The sequence below is a fragment of the Serratia sp. D1N4 genome (assembly GCF_054552755.1).
Genome location: NZ_CM137274.1, coordinates 2,983,629 through 3,000,462, shown reverse-complemented (window position 1 = coordinate 3,000,462; position 16,834 = coordinate 2,983,629). Strand labels below are relative to the sequence as shown.

Sequence of the window (16,834 nt, the reverse complement as noted above, 5' to 3'; positions counted from 1 at the left end):
GCATCATTACTCAGGAGCACACTCAACTATGTTCAAGAACGCATTTGCAAACCTGCAGAAAGTAGGTAAATCGCTGATGCTGCCGGTATCCGTATTGCCTATTGCAGGTATTCTGCTGGGCGTCGGTTCCGCCAACTTTAGCTGGCTGCCTATGGTAGTCTCCCACGTGATGGCAGAAGCTGGCGGGTCTGTATTCGCCAATATGCCGTTAATTTTTGCCATCGGTGTGGCCTTGGGCTTCACTAACAACGACGGTGTTTCCGCACTGGCCGCTGTGGTGGCTTACGGTATCATGGTGAAAACCATGGCCGTGGTTGCTCCGCTGGTTCTGCATCTGCCAGCCGAAGAGATCGCAGCCAAACACCTGGCCGATACCGGTGTGCTCGGGGGGATTATCTCCGGCTCCATCGCTGCCTACATGTTCAACCGCTTCTTCCGCATCCAATTGCCAGAATATCTGGGCTTCTTTGCCGGTAAGCGTTTTGTTCCGATCATCTCTGGTCTGGCAGCCATCATTCTGGGCGTGATTCTGTCCTTTATCTGGCCTCCAATCGGTACGGCTATCCAGACCTTCTCACAATGGGCGGCTTATCAGAACCCAGTGGTTGCGTTTGGTATTTACGGTGTCGTTGAGCGTGCTCTGGTGCCGTTTGGCCTGCACCACATCTGGAACGTACCATTCCAGATGCAAATTGGTGAATTCACCAACGCAGCGGGTCAAGTGTTCCACGGTGACATTCCGCGTTACATGGCGGGTGACCCAACTGCAGGTATGTTGTCCGGTGGTTTCCTGTTCAAAATGTACGGTCTGCCAGCTGCTGCGATTGCCATCTGGCATTCAGCTAAGCCGGAAAACCGTGCCAAAGTCGGCGGTATCATGATCTCCGCTGCGTTGACCTCGTTCCTGACCGGTATTACCGAACCCATCGAATTCTCGTTCATGTTCGTTGCACCGATCCTGTACGTGATCCACGCACTTCTGGCAGGCTTGGCATTCCCAATCTGTATTCTGTTGGGTATGCGTGACGGTACCAGCTTCTCGCACGGTCTGATCGACTTCATCGTACTGAGCGGTAACAGCAGCAAAATCTGGCTGTTCCCAATCGTCGGTGTTATCTACGGTCTGGTGTACTACACCATCTTCCGCGTGCTGATTGCAAAATTGGATCTGAAAACTCCTGGTCGTGAAGATACGACGGCTGATCAGGTTACTCAGGGCGGTTCTGAGATGTCTGCAGCTTTGGTTCAGGCATTCGGCGGCAAAGAAAACATCACTAACCTGGATGCTTGTATCACTCGTCTGCGCGTTAGCGTGGCCGACATATCCAAGGTTGACCAGGCTGGGCTGAAGAAACTGGGTGCTGCGGGCGTTGTGGTCGCAGGTTCTGGCGTTCAGGCCATCTTTGGTACCAAGTCTGATAACCTGAAAACAGATATGGATGAGTACATCCGTAATCACTGATTCAGGCTGGGGAGCTTATGGGGGAGGCCGATGGCCTCCCTTTTTTTGTTTGCAGCTTGGCTGGGTAAACAAAAAGAGCAGCCTGAAGGCTGCTCTGGATTATACGGGGGCTGCTACTGGTGGATGCCGCTGATTTGCAACAGCGCAGCTTCAGCTAAAAATGCGGATCGGCTTTTAAATTCTGGATGTGTGGCGACACAGCGGTCGATACGGTCAATTAACGATTTGGGAAGAGTGACGTTAATTTTTTCTGACCCACCAAGCAGACGAGAAACATCAATGTCTACAACAGCCCAAGTATAACCTGCGAATTCAGGATCCTTTGCCAATTTGCCAACACTGGAAACGGCAGGAATATCCTGACCCATTTCTACCAGAACTTCGATATGACCAGTAATCGCCTCTTTGGCAGCTGAGATGGCTTCATCCAGAGTGTCACCTGCTGAAAAACAACCGGGTAAATCTGGAACGATCACGCCGTATGCATGCTGATCGTCACCTGCTTCAATTGCGATGGGATAAAACATAATTTAAACCTCTTTCGGGAAAGCAGGATTAAATCCCCGCTTGTTTCCTGATGCTCTTAACCGTGTCTGCCGGTAAATCTTTTTTAGGGTGCGGGATAGTGACTAAGCCCGGCTTAGTTGGGTGAGTGAAATGATGGTGGCTGCCGTTAACCCTGACCAGAATCCATCCATCTGCCACCACCTCCTTCACAAGCTGTTTGCTGTTCATCTCCTCACCCTATCTCGTCCTATTGAAAAACAATAACCCCAATAACTCCCAAATGAAAGTATTCCAGGGTTATTGGGGTTATCATCTTTGTCGTTTCAGGCCAACTGACTCTACGAACATGGTTGAGCTAATCTTGCCATAGCTGAGTAATTCTCCATCACTCAATGCAGGAAATGCGCAATCAGGTTGAAAGCGGTAGAATCTGTCACTCATACTGCGTAAATCTTTTTATAATGCACAAGGAGCTTGAGATGGCCGAAGAAACTATTTTCAGTAAAATTATCCGCCGTGAAATCCCAGCAGATGTGGTCTACCAAGATGAGTTGGTCACCGCATTTCGTGATATCGCCCCACAGGCACCAACCCATATTCTGATCGTGCCGAACGTGCTAATCCCTACCGTGAATGACGTCACTTCCGCGCATGAGGCAGCGTTGGGCCGCATGATCACCGTCGCGGCTAAAATTGCCGAGCAGGAAGGGATTGCTGAAGATGGTTATCGCCTGATCGTTAATTGCAATCGCCACGGCGGGCAAGAGGTCTATCATATTCACATGCATTTGGTCGGTGGACGCGTGCTGGGCCCGTTGTTGCCACGTTAATTGAAGAACACCACGCACAATCCCTAAACAGTGCGTTGTTTCTTATCAGCTTTGGGTTCCGTTGAGAGGGTTAATGAAAAAGTATCTATTTGTGGCATTGGCTGCGTTAGTGTTGACCGGCTGTCCGTCGCATCCACCAGAACCGCAGCAACCCCCCGTGGTCGTTGAACCGGTTCCACAACCAGAACCTAAGCCGCAACCCCCCGCTCCCGAACCGGTGCCACAGCCGCCGAAACTCCAGCAGCTTGACTGGTTGAGCAGCGTGCAGCCGTTAGTCAATGACATGCTGAAAGCCGATGGCGTAAGCACCGGCAGTGTACTGTTGCTGGACAGCGTCAAAAATAACACCAACGGTGCGTTGCAAATCGCGCAGGCAACTTCTGCCTTGCACCAGGCGTTGGCGTCTAACCAAACCTTCAGCATCGTGCCGGAAGCGCAACTGGCCAGCGCCAAACAAACGCTCGGCCTGTCGGCGGAAGACAGCCTGGGTTCGCGCAGCAAAGCTATCGGCCTGGCGCGCATCGTCAATGCACAGTACGTGCTGTATAGCGACGTCAGTGGCGACGTAAAGGCCCCGACGATGGACATGCAACTTATGCTGGTACAAACCGGTGAAATCGTCTGGTCGGGTAATGGCGACGTCAAACAGTGAGGCTGAGCTTCGGCGCTTAATCAGTCACAGGCTACCGGCGGTCAATACCGCCGGTTGTCGTTTCAGCCCGGTGCAGGGGCTGAGCGGTGAAAGCTGGCGGATCGAAGGTGAGGGGATAGATCTGCTGGCACGCCAGCAGACGCAGGATAAGTACGGGCTTGGCGTCAGCCGCCGCCGTGAGGGGCGTTTGTTACAGCGCTGTGGGGCGGGGATCGGGCCGCAGATTTTGCTGCAAACGTCTGGCTGGCTGATTGTCCAATGGCTTACAGGCGAGAGCATTAGTGAGTCGTCTTTTCTGGCACTAAATGCCAGTGGCGAACTGGCGGCGTTGATGGCTCAACTGCATCACCGGCCGCTAAGCGGTTATCGGTTGAATCTGCAACAACAGTTTGCCCATTATTGGCAACGGCTTGACCGGCGGCGCATCACCCCTGCCTGGCTAGGTTGGCAGCGGGTGTTTATGCAAAGCACGCCGCCGCAGCCGTTAATGTTGGCCCCGTTACACATGGATGTTCATGCAGGCAATCTGCTGATGCAAGGTGAGCGGCTAAGGCTGATTGACTGGGAGTATGCCGCTGACGGCGATATTGCCCTCGAACTGGCCGCACTGTTTCGTTTTAACCAGTTCTCACCTGCCGCCCAGCAACATTTTTTACGCCACTATGTGCAGCGGGGCTATGCAGATCGGTGGCAACTGGCTGCGCAGATACAACGCTGGCTGCCGTGGGTGGATTATCTGATGCTGATGTGGTTTGAGGTCCGTTGGTGGCAAAGTGGGGATCGGGAGTTTTTGCGCTGGGGCGCAGCTTTATACCGGCGTTTTTGTCTATCATCCCCCTGTTCTCAATGAATTAATCAAGTGAGGTGGCCGTGGGCCCAGTAATGCTAGATGTCGTCGGCTACGAGCTGGACGCAGAAGAACGTGAGATTTTAAAGCATCCTTCGGTTGGCGGCTTGATCCTGTTTACCCGTAACTTCCACGATGCTGAACAGTTGCGTGAACTGGTGCGTCAGGTCCGTGCGGCATCCCACGATCGGCTGGTGGTGGCGGTGGATCAGGAAGGGGGACGCGTGCAGCGTTTCCGCGAAGGATTCACCCGTTTACCGGCGGCACAGTCGTTCGCGGCACTCAACGATGCGCAGGAAGGTGGACGGTTAGCTGAGGAGGCGGGGTGGTTGATGGCAGCGGAAATGATCGCGCAAGACATCGATATCAGCTTTGCTCCGGTGCTGGATTTGGGCCATGCCAGTGCGGCGATCGGCGAGCGATCTTTCCACAGCGATCCGCAGCAGGCGTTGGCGATGGCCGAACGTTTTATTCAGGGGATGCACAGCGTGGGAATGAAAACCACCGGTAAGCATTTCCCAGGGCACGGCGCGGTGACGGCGGATTCCCATAAGGAAACCCCGCGCGATCCGCGCCCGCTGGCGCAAATTCGTGAGCATGATATGTCTATCTTCCGCGAACTGATTGCTCGTAATCTGCTCGATGCCGTGATGCCTGCTCATGTCATCTATACTGAAGCAGATCCGCGCCCGGCCAGCGGTTCGCCTTACTGGCTGAAACAGATTCTGCGCCAGGAGCTGGGTTTTGACGGTATTATTTTCTCTGACGATCTGTCGATGGAAGGGGCGGCGATCATGGGCAGCTACGCTGAGCGTGGTCAGGCGGCGCTGGATGCCGGTTGCGATATGATTCTGGTATGTAATAACCGTGCAGGTGCGGTCAGCGTGTTGGATAACCTGTCCCCGGTCAAAGTAGAAAAACTGAAGCGGTTATATCATCGCGGTCAGTTCACCCGTCAGGAACTGCGCGATTCCGATCGCTGGCAGCAGGCGCACCAGCAGTTGAGTGCGTTGAGCGAGCGCTGGGAAGAACACAAACAGCGTTCAGCAGGGTGAATGCTTAGGGCGTCGTAGGCGTAATGCCGGTCAGTTAAGTGAAAAAATCGCATGATTATGCGGTAGGTGCTAAAGGTGTGGCCTCCCTCTCCCCAAAGGAGAGGGAATGGGTTAGCCTTAACTGACAAGTATTACATCGTAGGCGGCGTTAATGATGGGGGCAGGTGGCCCCTAGCTTGTTGCGAGGATCTACATGATTATCTATTTGCATGGCTTCGATTCCAACAGTCCCGGCAATCATGAAAAGGTTTTGCAGTTACAGTTCATCGATCCGGACGTGCGTTTTATCAGTTACAGCACTTTGCATCCACGCCATGATATGCAGCATTTATTGAAAGAGGTGGATAAAGCGGTTCAGCAGGAAGGGGATAACAGCCCGTTGATCTGCGGTGTAGGCTTGGGGGGATTTTGGGCTGAACGTATCGGTTTCCTGTGTGGAATTCGTCAGGTGATTTTCAATCCGAACCTACACCCGGAAGAACACATGCATGGCAAGATCGATCGGCCGGAGGAGTATCGCGACATTGCCACCAAATGTGTGGAGGATTTTCGTGAGAAAAACCGCGATCGCTGTCTGGTAGTGCTTTCCCGCCATGATGAGGTGCTAGACAATCAGCGCAGCGCAGAATTGCTGGGCAAGTACTACGAGATCGTCTGGGACGAACAGCAAACGCACAAGTTCAAAAATATCTCGCCGCATCTGCAACGCATCAAGGCGTTCAAGACTCTCGCGTAACAGTTTTATAACGTTATTGCAGGCGACAATGGCTGCTCCCCAAAGGGCAGCCATTGTTGTTTTTGGGGCTTTCTCGGCGTTTTTTCTGTTGGCCAGCGATAAAATTCGAAATTGTGATCGGTCGCTAACTATTTGAATCGCAATCCCCAAAAAATCCCTTCGTCCAGCCTTTAACCAAAAAAGTTTGATGTACATCAATTTTGGTATGACCAAATAACCTCTCATGCTATTCTGGCCTCAGATAGCAGGTTTAATTTAAGCGAACTGACTGTATTCTAAGGATATTATTCTTTACCCTTAGATAACAATAGGTTCACATTTAGGGGGTTATTTTGACAACGCCAATGAAGAAAATTGTGATTGTCGGCGGTGGTGCCGGTGGTTTGGAGCTGGCAACCAGTCTGGGGCACAAATTGGGCCACAAGAACAAAGCCGAGATCACGCTGGTGGATCGCAACCACAGCCATCTATGGAAACCGTTGCTGCATGAAGTGGCTACCGGTTCGCTGGATGACGGCGTTGATGCGCTGAATTATCTGGCTCATGCCCGTAATCACCATTTCAATTTCCAACTCGGCTCGCTGACCAACATCGATCGTGAAAAACAGACGCTGCAACTGACTCAGATCTGCGATGAGCAGGGCATTGAGCTGGTTCCTGCGCGCGAACTGAGTTACGACATTCTGGTGATGGCGCTCGGCAGTACCTCAAATGATTTCGGTACTCCAGGGGTGAGAGACAACTGTATCTTCCTGGATAACCCGCATCAGGCGCACCGTTTCCATAATGAAATGTTGAACCTGTTCCTGAAGTTCTCGGCCAAGCCAGGCGATAAAGAAAGCGTCAATATCGCGATTGTGGGTGGTGGTGCTACCGGCGTTGAACTGTCTGCTGAACTGCATAACGCGGTAAAACAGCTGCACAGCTACGGTTTTGAAGGGCTGGACAACAGCGCGCTGAAAGTCACGCTGGTTGAGGCCGGTGAGCGTATTCTCCCAGCGTTGCCGCCGCGTATTTCTTCGGCAGCCCACCAGGAACTGAATAACCTGGGCGTGCGCGTGCTGACCAATACTATGGTGACCAGCGCCGATGAAAATGGCCTGAATACCAAGGGCGGTGAGTTTATCAATGCCGATCTGATGGTGTGGGCTGCCGGTATCAAGGCTCCGGACTTTATGAAAGATATTGCCGGGCTGGAAACCAACCGTATCAATCAGTTAGTGGTAGAGACCACGCTGCAAACCACCCGCGATCCTAACATCTTTGCCATCGGTGACTGTGCTTCTTGCCCGCGTGAAGGCGGTGGTTTTGTTCCACCACGAGCGCAATCTGCGCACCAGATGGCATCACGCTGCTTTACCAATATTCTGGCGCTGATAAATGGTCAGCCTTTGAAGCCTTATGTGTATAAAGATCACGGCTCACTGGTATCGCTTTCGCGTTTTAGCACCGTCGGCAGCCTGATGGGCAACCTGATGCGTGGCTCGATGATGATCGAAGGGCGCGTGGCGCGCGTGGTGTATATTTCACTGTACCGCATGCACCAGGTAGCGCTGCACGGCTATACCAAAACTGGTCTGATGATGCTGGTGGGGGGGATCAACCGCGTGATCCGCCCGCGCCTGAAAATGCACTGATATTGCCTTTACCGTTCGATAACCCACGCAGGTTCGCCGCGTGGGTTTTTTTATACCAACGTGCCACAGAATGAGCGGTAGGTGAGTGATTGACTAGCAGAGAATATGGGGCTCTTAGGTGAATCGCTTAAGAATCATCTCAAATAATAAGAATTGGTGCGGTTTTCCTGCTATTTGCTCACTGAGTCTTATTGCCGGGGGGTGGATTATTGCGCAGACTTCATCTCGTTTACAGACGGCGCGTCGCGCACGCCGTAAACCGGAGACCGCGTACCGCCGATGCGCAGAAGAATAAACGTGGTGCAACGTCGGTAGATTTTCCGGTACAAAATGCGTGGTAACACATTCAGGAGGACTTCCTGTGAACAAATCAATGTTAGCCGGTGTTGGGATTGGGATTGCCGCCGCTTTGGGGATTGCTGCCGTAGCCAGTCTGGACGTGTTTTCTGCCGGTCCGCAATATGCGCAGGTTCTTACCGCAACGCCAATCAAAGAAACGATTAAAACCCCACGCCAGGAATGCCGTAACGTTACGGTTACCCACCGAGCGCCGGTGCAGGATGAGAATCGCATTGCCGGTTCGGTGTTGGGAGCCGTCGCTGGTGGCGTGATTGGTCATCAGATCGGCGGTGGTAGAGGCCGCGATGTGGCGACCGTGGTGGGTGCACTAGGGGGAGGCTATGCTGGCAATCAGGTTCAGGGCCGCCTACAGAATAATGACACCACCACCAGTACACAGCAGCGTTGCAAAACGGTTTACGATAAATCGCAGAAAATGCTGGGTTATGACGTTACCTACCAGATAGGCAACCAGCAGGGCAAAATCCGTATGGATCACGATCCTGGCACCCAGATCCCGCTGGATAGAAACGGCCAACTGGTGCTGAACAAGGTCTGAGCTAAACGGTTAAAAATTAACCCCGTGCCTGCCTGAGCAATTCCCTCTCCTTTGTGGAGAGGGTCAGGCCAAGGGGAATATCACCGCACGACAAACACCTCACCCCGGCAGCAAACGCACCTATCGTGACACTACAAACCTGTCCCTTTCAAGTAATTGCACAGGAAGGGTTCACGCCACTCTTTTATCAATCTTTTTTCTAGCCCACCGCCGGTTTTACGGATTAATGGTTAATAAAATTAATCACTGAAAGCTGTTTTTTTCTGAGTTGTGACAGGGGCGGCATCAAACCATCCTATTTACTAGTACATATATCGACGTTTATTAAAACGGCACAGAAGCACAAGTGAATGAATTTAAATTAAATTAAGGCTGATATCGCCAACCTTGGCAGGCCTTGTTGTGGTTCAAACACAACGCGTATCCACCCTTCTTTAATTTCAGGACAAAAAGATACCATGTCGAAAATCTCCAGTTCTCATAATCGTTTGCTTTCCTTAGATGTTCTACGAGGTATGACAATTGCAGGAATGATTCTGGTCAATAACCCGGGTTCTTGGAGCTACGTTTATGCTCCTCTCGGCCATGCCTCTTGGCATGGGCTGACGCCAACCGATCTGGTTTTCCCATTCTTCATGTTCATTATGGGCATCTCCACGTATATTTCTCTCCAGAAAAGCCAGTTCTCCGCCAGTTCAGCGAATATAACCAAAATTCTGACCCGTACCTTGGTTATCTTTATGATTGGGTTACTGATTGCCTGGTTTGCCCTTTTTCTCAGAACCTCCTACAAGCTTACTTCTGAGGGAGTTGAATTCTGGCAGCGACTTGGGCCTTCACTGTGGAATTTTGAGCATATCCGTATTTTAGGGGTGATGCAGCGCTTGGCTATTTGTTATGCAGCCACCGCAATCATTGCCCTTTTGGTCAACCATAAATACATCCCGCATATCATCGTCACGCTCCTGTTGGGATATTTTGCAATTTTGCTTGCAGGCAATGGGTTTGAGCAAAGTGAGCAGAATATTATTTCGCGACTCGACCAGGCGGTTCTCGGCGTCAACCACATGTATAAAGATGCCGGACTGGCGATTGACCCTGAAGGTTTGCTGAGCACGCTCCCGGCGATCGCTCATGTCCTGTTAGGTTTTTATTGCGGCAAAATACTTTCACGCACCAAGGATATTCAGCAGAAAGTACAAACGTTATTTATCATAGGCACCAGCCTGACCTTCATCGGCTTTTTACTCAGCTATGGTTGCCCGATCAATAAAAAGATCTGGTCACCCACTTTTGTACTGGTGACTTGTGGCTTAGCCGCATCTTTTCTCGCATTACTCATGTGGATTATTGATATTAAAGGCAAGGTAATCTGGAGTCGCCCTTTTGAAGCGTTCGGTATTAACCCACTGTTTATCTACGTCAACGCGGCCTTTCTTTCTTTGCTGCTAAACACTATCCCGTTTGGCAGTTACGATTCGTTGGTCACGATTCACCAGTTAGTCTACGAAGGATTGTTAAGACCCGTATTAGGTGACTACCCGAGTTCGCTGGCTTACGCTTTGCTGTTCCTCAGCGTCAACTGGTCTATCAGTTCAATGCTATATCGCCGGCAAATCTATATCAAAATCTGACCAGTGCGATGCCCCTGAGCCTGGTAGGTTCCACCGCTGCCAGACTCAGGGATTTCAACGGATTGTGCGCAAAACTGCATAATCATGCGCAATGGCTAAAGGCGTCGCACCATGAGTGCCACCATGAGTGCCCGGTCATTTAGCGCCCGTTTTGTAACTGTGTTAACAACGCTTTGGTTAGAGCATGGTCAGAGAATGGGTTTTGACCGGTGATCAACTCACGATCAACAACGACATTCGGTGACCAGGCTTTTGCCTGCGTCAACTCGCCGCCTGCAGTTACCATGGCTTTGGCCGGGTAATAACGGATCTTATCCCCCTTCAGTGACTCCTCAAAAACCCGCTCTTCTTCATCTGCAAAAATAGTCATGCGGTATCCCTGATATATCCAGTTCTTCGCCTGCGGCGTTTTACCGTCAATCAACCCAGCTTCAAAATCCTGCGGATCGTCCTGTGCTGCGAGCAGGGTAATTGGGCCGTGGCAGATAGCCGCTGTGGGCTTGTTTGCAGAGTGAAAATACTTCAGCAACTCACCCACCTGCGGGTTATTGGCGAGGTCGATCAGCGGCGCATGGCCCCCAGGGATCAAGAGACCTGCATATTGAGAGAGGTCACCGGCAAGTACTTCAGTCAGTTTCTGCGGCTTGTTAATTCCGGGGAGGTTTGCCACCACCGATTGAATGCGCAGCATTTCTGTACGATTACCGCCAAAATAGAGTGGGTCAACCGAACGTTGGTCAACGCTCGGTGCCTGACCATTGGGTGTAACCAGTACCAGTTCATATCCCGCTTTTTGCAGGCCATCTGCCGGCACGCCAAATTCATTGAGGTAATATCCGGTCGGATAGGTTTTTCCCCCTTTAAGCGGTAACTGGTTTTCACCTGAAAGCAGCACCAGTATCCGCCCATGGGTTTCTGCCGCCAGGGCGGTAGCACTTACACCCAGGCAAAGTAACAGCGTAGTAATATATTTAGCTAATCGCATAACAAATATCCGAATCAGTAAGGTTTTATAATGGGCACAGTTGCTTAGAGCAATTTTAGCAACGCTTCAGCCGTAGCATCTGAAGACGCCGGGTTTTGTCCGGTAATCAACAAACCATCCACCGCGACGTGACTTTGCCAGTTTTCGGCACGGCTATAGTGACCACCGTTAGCCTTGAGCATATCTTCTACCAGGAAGGGGACGACCTGAGTCAGCTCTACGGCTTCTTCTTCACTATTGCTAAAACCCGTGACCTGTTTTCCCATTACCCATGGCTTGCCTGCCGCATTTTTGGCATGACGCAGTACCGCAGGCGCGTGACACACCGCCGCCACCGGTTTGCCCTGTGCCAAGAATTGTTCTATCAGTGCAATAGAGTGGGCATCTTCTGCCAAATCCCACAACGGGCCATGGCCGCCGGGGTAAAACAGTGCATCAAAATCATTGGCGTTAACATCCTGCAGTTTCAGGGTATTTCCCAGTGCTTGCTGCGCAGTAGCGTCTTCAGCGAACCGATCAGTGGACGCCGTTTGTGCATCCGGCTGGTTACTTTTCGGATCAAGAGGTGGCTGGCCCCCTTTGGGGGAGGCCAGAGTAATGTCTGCGCCCGCATCGCGGAAAACATAATAAGGTGATGCAAACTCCTCCAGCCAAAAGCCGGTTTTTTGGCCCGTGTTGCCCAGCTTGTCGTGCGAGGTCAGTATCATCAGGATTTTCATCATTTTCTCCGTTGAGCGCCGTAGCGCATGAATAAGTTCACTGGAGATCAGCTTAGGCTATTCGTTATAATTCTAAAAATTAGGACTCTTCATTTCAGGTATTCAAAAAGTGAATATATCCAGCAAAGACCTTAACCTGCTGCTGTTCTTCCATGTGCTTTACCAGGAACGTAACGCCTCACAAGCTGCGGTGCGGATGTCTCTGAGTCAGCCGGCAATGAGCCATAAACTCAACAAGTTACGGCATGAGTTTGGCGATCCGCTTTTTGTCAGGGCACCACGTGGGCTGGCTCCTACGCCACTAGCCCATCAAATTGCACCCCAGGTTCAAAAGCTGGTTGAAGATATCGAGACGTTTTACGATCGGTGTGAGGGACGCGATTTTCTTGCGCGGGCAGAACATATCCATATTTATACGACCGATTACATGGAGCAGATTCTGTTGCCGGGGTTATTGCCGATATTGCGACAAGAGGCCCCTAATCTGGTGCTGATAACCCATAACACGCGGGGAGTATTGCCGCGTGAAGAACTCGAGAAGGGCATCTGTGACTTAGCTATTGCGGGTTTTTATGAGCAGTTGCCAGATACTTTTCATCAGCAGCGTCTGTTGAGCGAAGATTTTGTGGTGTTGGCCGCCGCAGGGCACCCTTTGCTACATGAAGGACTTGATCTGAACACCTATCTGGCTTGCGAACACGTTCTGACAACGTTGACCGGCGATCTGAACGGGCTGGTTGATCGTGAGTTACAGCGTCAGGCATTGGCTCGAAAAGTGGTCGCCGGGCTGTCCAGTTTTCTTGCGCCAAGCCGCTTGATCAGGGGAAGTGAATTGCTGCTCACCTGCCTGCGTTCGTTGGGCGAAGAGGCCGTTGCGCACGATCCTGAATTGCGTATTTACCCGTTACCGCTGGTTTTGCCGAGCATCGACATGATGCAGATCTGGCATGAACGGACACATAGCGATCGGTTACGCCGCTGGTTGCGTCTGAAAATTCAGCAGCATGCACAAGTTCTAGCATGCACGAAGTGATTTCTTAATAGTGTGTAGAAGCATTTCCCACACGAATGCAGCAAAAAGCATCTGGGGGCTATAACTTAAAATAACCAATTAAATATCATCAAGTTATAGGGTTATAAACCCTCTCCCACAGGGGGAGAGGGGCGCCATATAAGCATGGTTTATCACGCCGCCAGCGTATGTTCCCTGAAGGCGACCAGCAGTTCTTCGATAAACTTCAGCCTGGCCGGGCGATCGGTGAGATCCAGCATAAACTTCAGCTTGGCCGGGCCGTCGAGGCGGTAAACCTGCGGTTTGCTTTGCAGCAGACCAATCAGATAGCTCGGGTCGACGCGGTTTTTCTCGCCGAATTCGATAAACCCACCGCGCTCGTTGCCCTCGATACGTTTGATCCCCAGAGTCTGCGCATGCTGGCGCATCGCCGCGCTTTGCAGCAGATTGCGTGCCGCATCCGGCAGCAGCCCGAAGCGATCAATCAGCTCCACTTTCAGCTCTTCCAGTTCACCGGTATTTTTCGCACTGGCGATGCGCTTGTAGAAGGACAAACGGGTATTCACATCTGGGATAAAATCGTCCGGCAGCAGGGCTGGCATGCGCAGTTCGACTTCGGTCTGATTGCTGGTGAGATCTTCCAGCGAAGGCTCGCGCCCGTTTTTCAACGCATCGACGGCGCTTTCCAACAGTTCCATATACAGCGAGAAACCAACGGTGGTCATCTGGCCGCTCTGATCTTCACCCAGCAATTCGCCAGCGCCACGGATTTCCAGATCGTGGGTTGCCAGCGCAAAGCCTGCGCCCAAGTCTTCCAGCGCGGCGATCGCTTCCAGACGTTTGTGCGCATCGGCACTCATGGTTTTTGGATGCGGCGTCAGCAGGTAGGCATAAGCCTGATGGTGTGAGCGCCCAACGCGGCCGCGAAGCTGGTGCAGTTGCGCCAGGCCGAAGCGATCGGCCCGCTCGATAACAATGGTATTGGCACTCGGGATATCGATACCGGTTTCGATAATGGTGGTGCAAACCAGCACGTTGAAGCGTTGGTGATGGAAATCGTTCATCACCCGCTCCAGATCGCGCTCGCGCATCTGGCCGTGGCCGATGGCGATACGTGCCTCTGGCACCAGTTCGGCCAGCCGCTCAGCGGCTTTATCGATGTTTTCCACATCGTTGTACAGGTAATACACCTGCCCACCGCGCAGCACTTCACGCAGAATGGCTTCGCGCACTACCAGGCTGTCGTATTCGCGCACGAAGGTTTTTACCGCCAGGCGGCGCGCAGGCGGGGTGGCGATGATCGATAAGTCGCGCATGCCGCTCATCGCCATATTCAGGGTACGTGGAATTGGCGTGGCGGTGAGCGTCAGGATATCCACGTCAGCGCGCATCGCTTTAATGCGCTCTTTGTGGCGCACGCCGAAGCGGTGTTCTTCATCGACGATCAACAGCCCCAAATCTTTCCAGCGCAGATCGCTTTGCAGCAGCTTATGGGTGCCGATGATGATATCCACTTTGCCTTCTGCGGCTTCTTCCAATACCTGCTGTTGCTCTTTGGCACTGCGAAAACGCGACATCATCTCAATGCGAATCGGCCAGGTGGCAAAACGATCGCGGAAGTTATCGAAATGCTGCTGTGCCAACAGAGTGGTCGGCACCAAGACCGCCACCTGCTTATTGTTCTCCACCGCCAGAAACGCGGCGCGCATTGCTACTTCGGTTTTACCGAAGCCGACATCGCCACACACCAAGCGATCCATCGCCAGCGGCTGACACATATCGCTCAGCACGGCGTTGATCGCCTGTTCCTGATCGGGGGTAGTTTCAAACGGGAAGGTTTGGCAGAACAACTGATACTGTTCGCGGTTGTGTTTGAAGGCAAAGCCCGATTTGGCGGCGCGCTGGGCATAAATATCCAGCAGCTCTGCTGCCACGTCACGCACGCGCTCGGCCGCTTTCTGCCGCGCCCGTGACCAGACATCGCCACCCAACTTGTGCAGCGGCGCATTCTCGTCGGCACCCCCGGCGTAGCGGCTAATCAGATGCAGAGAGGAGACCGGCACGTACAGTTTGTCTTCGCCCGCGTAAGAGAGGATCAGGTACTCCGCCTTGATGCCGCCGGTTTCCAGCGTGGTCAGGCCGACATAGCGCCCGACGCCGTGTTCCAGATGCACCACCGGTTGACCAGAGTGCAGCTCCGCCAGGTTGCGGATCAGCGTATCGGTATTAATGGTGCGGCGATTATCCTGCCGACGGCGGCTGACGCGTTCACCCAGCAAATCGCTTTCGCAGATCAGCGCCCGGTCGCGCAGGCTATCGAGAAAACCGCGCTCGGAGGCGCCGATCATCATATAGCGGCCGGGTGCCTCAGCTTCATCAAGGTGCTGGATCAGGCTGGTGCTCAGCTTGATGCGGCCCAGTAAATCCTGCAGGGTTTCACGGCGGCCTTCGCTCTCGACCGAGAAAATGACGCTGCCGCTGAAGCTTTCGATAAACCGGCGCAGGTTATCCAGCGGGGCTTTCTGCTGGGCCTGGACGGACAGATCGGGCAAGGGCTGATAACCCAGATTGGTACTCCCCGCTTTGGCAGGCAGATCGTCAGTTTTCAGCGCCATACGCGGCCAGGCTTTCAGCTCGGCGAACAGGGCATCCACACGCAGCCACAGCGTATCGGGGGCGAGCAAAGGACGCATCGGGTCAACCCGGCGGCTCTCAAAACGCTGATTAACATCCAACCAGAAGCGCTCGGCGGCGCTTTCCAGGTTGCCGGTGTTAACGATCAGCGTATTGGCAGGCAGATAGCTGAATAAAGAAGGCAGCGGCTGGCTGAAGAAGAGCGGCTGCCAGTATTCGATACCGGCTGGCCAGGTGCCTTTGCTCACCTGCTGATAAATATGTTCGGCGTCGCGGCGCACTTCAAACTGCTCACGCCACTGACTGCGGAACAGCTCAATGGCGGTTTTATCGGTGGGGAATTCATGGGCGGGCAGCAGATTGATGGCATCCACTTCGCTCAGGGTGCGCTGGGTATCCACGTCGAAGGTGCGCAGGCTGTCGATTTCATCATCGAAAAAGTCGAGGCGGTATGGCTCCTCGCTGCCCATCGGATAGAGATCGAGCAGCGCACCGCGGGTGGCGAACTCGCCGTGCTCCATCACCTGATCGACGCTGCGGTAACCGGCCTGTTCCAACTGAGCACGCAGGAGATCCCGTGAAAGTCGCTGGCCTTTTTTCATCACCAGCGCATGACCGTGCAGGAACTCATGCGGGCAAACGCGCTGCATCAGGGTATTGACCGGCAGAATAATAATGCCGCGTTCCATGGTCGGAAGATGGTACAAGCTGGAAAGGCGCGCCGAGATGATTTCCTGATGCGGCGAGAAACTGTCGTACGGCAGCGTTTCCCAGTCGGAAATGCTGGTCACCCTCTGATCGGTAAACTGCTGGATTTCGTCACGTAACCGCAGCGCGTTTTGCATATCCGGGGCGACGAGCATCACCGGGCCGTGATGGCGTTCGGCGATCTCAGCGCATTCCACGGCACAGGCAGAGCCGGTCAGTTGCCCCAGTTGGCGCAAATCACCCGCGCGGTCAGGTAGAGAGTAACGAGAAGATGATGAGGAACGGCGGCTATTATCAGAAGTGCTCATTCAGTTATCTTTAATCAATGAATTGAATAACAGTTTTTGTGGTGTTCACCGTGATGGTTGACGCGTGAATACCACAAAACCCTGTTTACCTGGCGCAAATAACAGCGCGCCTTTACCTTCTTTATACTAGCCCAGCGGCTAATAAACTGACACAGGTAAAAGCATACACCAGGCTGCTGTTGGGCGTTATTTAACCGCAGGTAAGAGAAT

Annotated in this window: 15 protein-coding genes; 10 read left to right on the top strand and 5 right to left on the bottom strand. The window is 52.8% G+C overall.

Annotated elements, in window-relative coordinates:
* The first annotated feature begins 28 nt into the window (after positions 1–28).
* Positions 29–1,462: a PTS glucose transporter subunit IIBC gene (gene ptsG / locus ACX1CU_RS13320; RefSeq protein ID WP_459398786.1), complete on the top strand. Its 1,434-nt coding sequence runs from the start codon at positions 29–31 to the stop codon at positions 1,460–1,462.
* 113 nt (positions 1,463–1,575) lie between these two features.
* Here the strand turns inward: ptsG and ACX1CU_RS13315 are convergent, their stop codons facing one another.
* Together ACX1CU_RS13315 and ACX1CU_RS13310 are read right to left on the bottom strand one after the other, a co-directional pair.
* Positions 1,576–1,989 carry a type II toxin-antitoxin system HicB family antitoxin gene (locus ACX1CU_RS13315; protein WP_459398785.1) on the bottom strand — a complete coding sequence of 138 codons (414 nt, stop codon included), beginning with the start codon at positions 1,987–1,989 and terminating at the stop codon, positions 1,576–1,578.
* Between the two features lie 28 nt (positions 1,990–2,017).
* Positions 2,018–2,197, bottom strand: a complete 180-nt coding sequence (locus ACX1CU_RS13310) for a type II toxin-antitoxin system HicA family toxin (RefSeq protein WP_459398784.1) — start codon at positions 2,195–2,197, stop codon at positions 2,018–2,020.
* Between the two features lie 251 nt (positions 2,198–2,448).
* Here ACX1CU_RS13310 and hinT point away from each other — a divergent pair, with 251 nt between their 5' ends.
* From hinT to ACX1CU_RS13270, 8 genes are all read left to right on the top strand, one after another.
* Positions 2,449–2,799, top strand: coding sequence for a purine nucleoside phosphoramidase (hinT, locus tag ACX1CU_RS13305; protein WP_459398783.1), 351 nt, complete (start codon positions 2,449–2,451; stop codon positions 2,797–2,799).
* A gap of 73 nt (positions 2,800–2,872) precedes the next feature.
* Positions 2,873–3,451, top strand: coding sequence for a penicillin-binding protein activator LpoB (gene lpoB / locus ACX1CU_RS13300; RefSeq protein ID WP_459398782.1), 579 nt, complete (start codon positions 2,873–2,875; stop codon positions 3,449–3,451).
* Complete coding sequence (locus ACX1CU_RS13295) at positions 3,432–4,301, top strand: phosphotransferase (protein WP_459398781.1); 870 nt, start codon at positions 3,432–3,434, stop codon at positions 4,299–4,301. Before lpoB ends, ACX1CU_RS13295 begins: the two co-directional genes overlap by 20 nt.
* A gap of 32 nt (positions 4,302–4,333) precedes the next feature.
* Positions 4,334–5,353: a beta-N-acetylhexosaminidase gene (gene nagZ / locus ACX1CU_RS13290; RefSeq protein ID WP_459398780.1), complete on the top strand. Its 1,020-nt coding sequence runs from the start codon at positions 4,334–4,336 to the stop codon at positions 5,351–5,353.
* A gap of 193 nt (positions 5,354–5,546) precedes the next feature.
* Positions 5,547–6,089 carry an alpha/beta hydrolase YcfP gene (gene ycfP, locus ACX1CU_RS13285; protein WP_459398779.1) on the top strand — a complete coding sequence of 181 codons (543 nt, stop codon included), beginning with the start codon at positions 5,547–5,549 and terminating at the stop codon, positions 6,087–6,089.
* A 332-nt stretch (positions 6,090–6,421) separates the two neighbouring features.
* Entirely contained in the window at positions 6,422–7,726 is a 1,305-nt protein-coding gene (locus ACX1CU_RS13280) for an NAD(P)/FAD-dependent oxidoreductase (protein WP_459398778.1), read from the top strand.
* A 361-nt stretch (positions 7,727–8,087) separates the two neighbouring features.
* On the top strand, positions 8,088–8,624 hold the full coding sequence (locus tag ACX1CU_RS13275) for a glycine zipper 2TM domain-containing protein (protein ID WP_459398777.1): 537 nt from the start codon (positions 8,088–8,090) through the stop codon (positions 8,622–8,624).
* A 458-nt stretch (positions 8,625–9,082) separates the two neighbouring features.
* Entirely contained in the window at positions 9,083–10,258 is a 1,176-nt protein-coding gene (locus tag ACX1CU_RS13270; RefSeq protein WP_459398776.1) for an acyltransferase family protein, read from the top strand.
* A gap of 139 nt (positions 10,259–10,397) precedes the next feature.
* Here the strand turns inward: ACX1CU_RS13270 and ACX1CU_RS13265 are convergent, their stop codons facing one another.
* Both ACX1CU_RS13265 and ACX1CU_RS13260 read right to left on the bottom strand, forming a co-directional pair.
* Entirely contained in the window at positions 10,398–11,243 is an 846-nt protein-coding gene (locus ACX1CU_RS13265; protein ID WP_459398775.1) for a type 1 glutamine amidotransferase domain-containing protein, read from the bottom strand.
* Positions 11,244–11,287: 44 nt separating this feature from the next.
* Positions 11,288–11,962, bottom strand: coding sequence for a type 1 glutamine amidotransferase domain-containing protein (locus tag ACX1CU_RS13260; protein WP_459402806.1), 675 nt, complete (start codon positions 11,960–11,962; stop codon positions 11,288–11,290).
* A gap of 109 nt (positions 11,963–12,071) precedes the next feature.
* On the opposite strand from ACX1CU_RS13260, the gene ACX1CU_RS13255 reads away from it, so the two are divergent.
* Entirely contained in the window at positions 12,072–12,995 is a 924-nt protein-coding gene (locus ACX1CU_RS13255; RefSeq protein WP_459398774.1) for a LysR substrate-binding domain-containing protein, read from the top strand.
* A gap of 152 nt (positions 12,996–13,147) precedes the next feature.
* On the opposite strand, the gene mfd is transcribed toward ACX1CU_RS13255, so the two are convergent.
* Positions 13,148–16,624: a transcription-repair coupling factor gene (gene mfd, locus ACX1CU_RS13250; RefSeq protein ID WP_459398773.1), complete on the bottom strand. Its 3,477-nt coding sequence runs from the start codon at positions 16,622–16,624 to the stop codon at positions 13,148–13,150.
* Positions 16,625–16,834 lie beyond the last annotated feature (210 nt).

What these genes read in the sequence shown, in the direction of transcription:
- ACX1CU_RS13315 (WP_459398785.1), bottom strand. Translation starts at nt 1,989, where the DNA reads ATGTTTTATCCCATCGCAATTGAAGCAGGTGACGATCAGCATGCATAC.
- mfd (WP_459398773.1), bottom strand. Translation starts at nt 16,624, where the DNA reads ATGAGCACTTCTGATAATAGCCGCCGTTCCTCATCATCTTCTCGTTAC.
- ptsG (WP_459398786.1), top strand. Translation starts at nt 29, where the DNA reads ATGTTCAAGAACGCATTTGCAAACCTGCAGAAAGTAGGTAAATCGCTG.
- lpoB (WP_459398782.1), top strand. Translation starts at nt 2,873, where the DNA reads ATGAAAAAGTATCTATTTGTGGCATTGGCTGCGTTAGTGTTGACCGGC.
- ACX1CU_RS13265 (WP_459398775.1), bottom strand. Translation starts at nt 11,243, where the DNA reads ATGCGATTAGCTAAATATATTACTACGCTGTTACTTTGCCTGGGTGTA.
- ACX1CU_RS13310 (WP_459398784.1), bottom strand. Translation starts at nt 2,197, where the DNA reads ATGAACAGCAAACAGCTTGTGAAGGAGGTGGTGGCAGATGGATGGATT.
- ACX1CU_RS13270 (WP_459398776.1), top strand. Translation starts at nt 9,083, where the DNA reads ATGTCGAAAATCTCCAGTTCTCATAATCGTTTGCTTTCCTTAGATGTT.
- nagZ (WP_459398780.1), top strand. Translation starts at nt 4,334, where the DNA reads ATGCTAGATGTCGTCGGCTACGAGCTGGACGCAGAAGAACGTGAGATT.
- ACX1CU_RS13295 (WP_459398781.1), top strand. Translation starts at nt 3,432, where the DNA reads ATGGCGACGTCAAACAGTGAGGCTGAGCTTCGGCGCTTAATCAGTCAC.
- hinT (WP_459398783.1), top strand. Translation starts at nt 2,449, where the DNA reads ATGGCCGAAGAAACTATTTTCAGTAAAATTATCCGCCGTGAAATCCCA.
- ycfP (WP_459398779.1), top strand. Translation starts at nt 5,547, where the DNA reads ATGATTATCTATTTGCATGGCTTCGATTCCAACAGTCCCGGCAATCAT.
- ACX1CU_RS13260 (WP_459402806.1), bottom strand. Translation starts at nt 11,962, where the DNA reads ATGAAAATCCTGATGATACTGACCTCGCACGACAAGCTGGGCAACACG.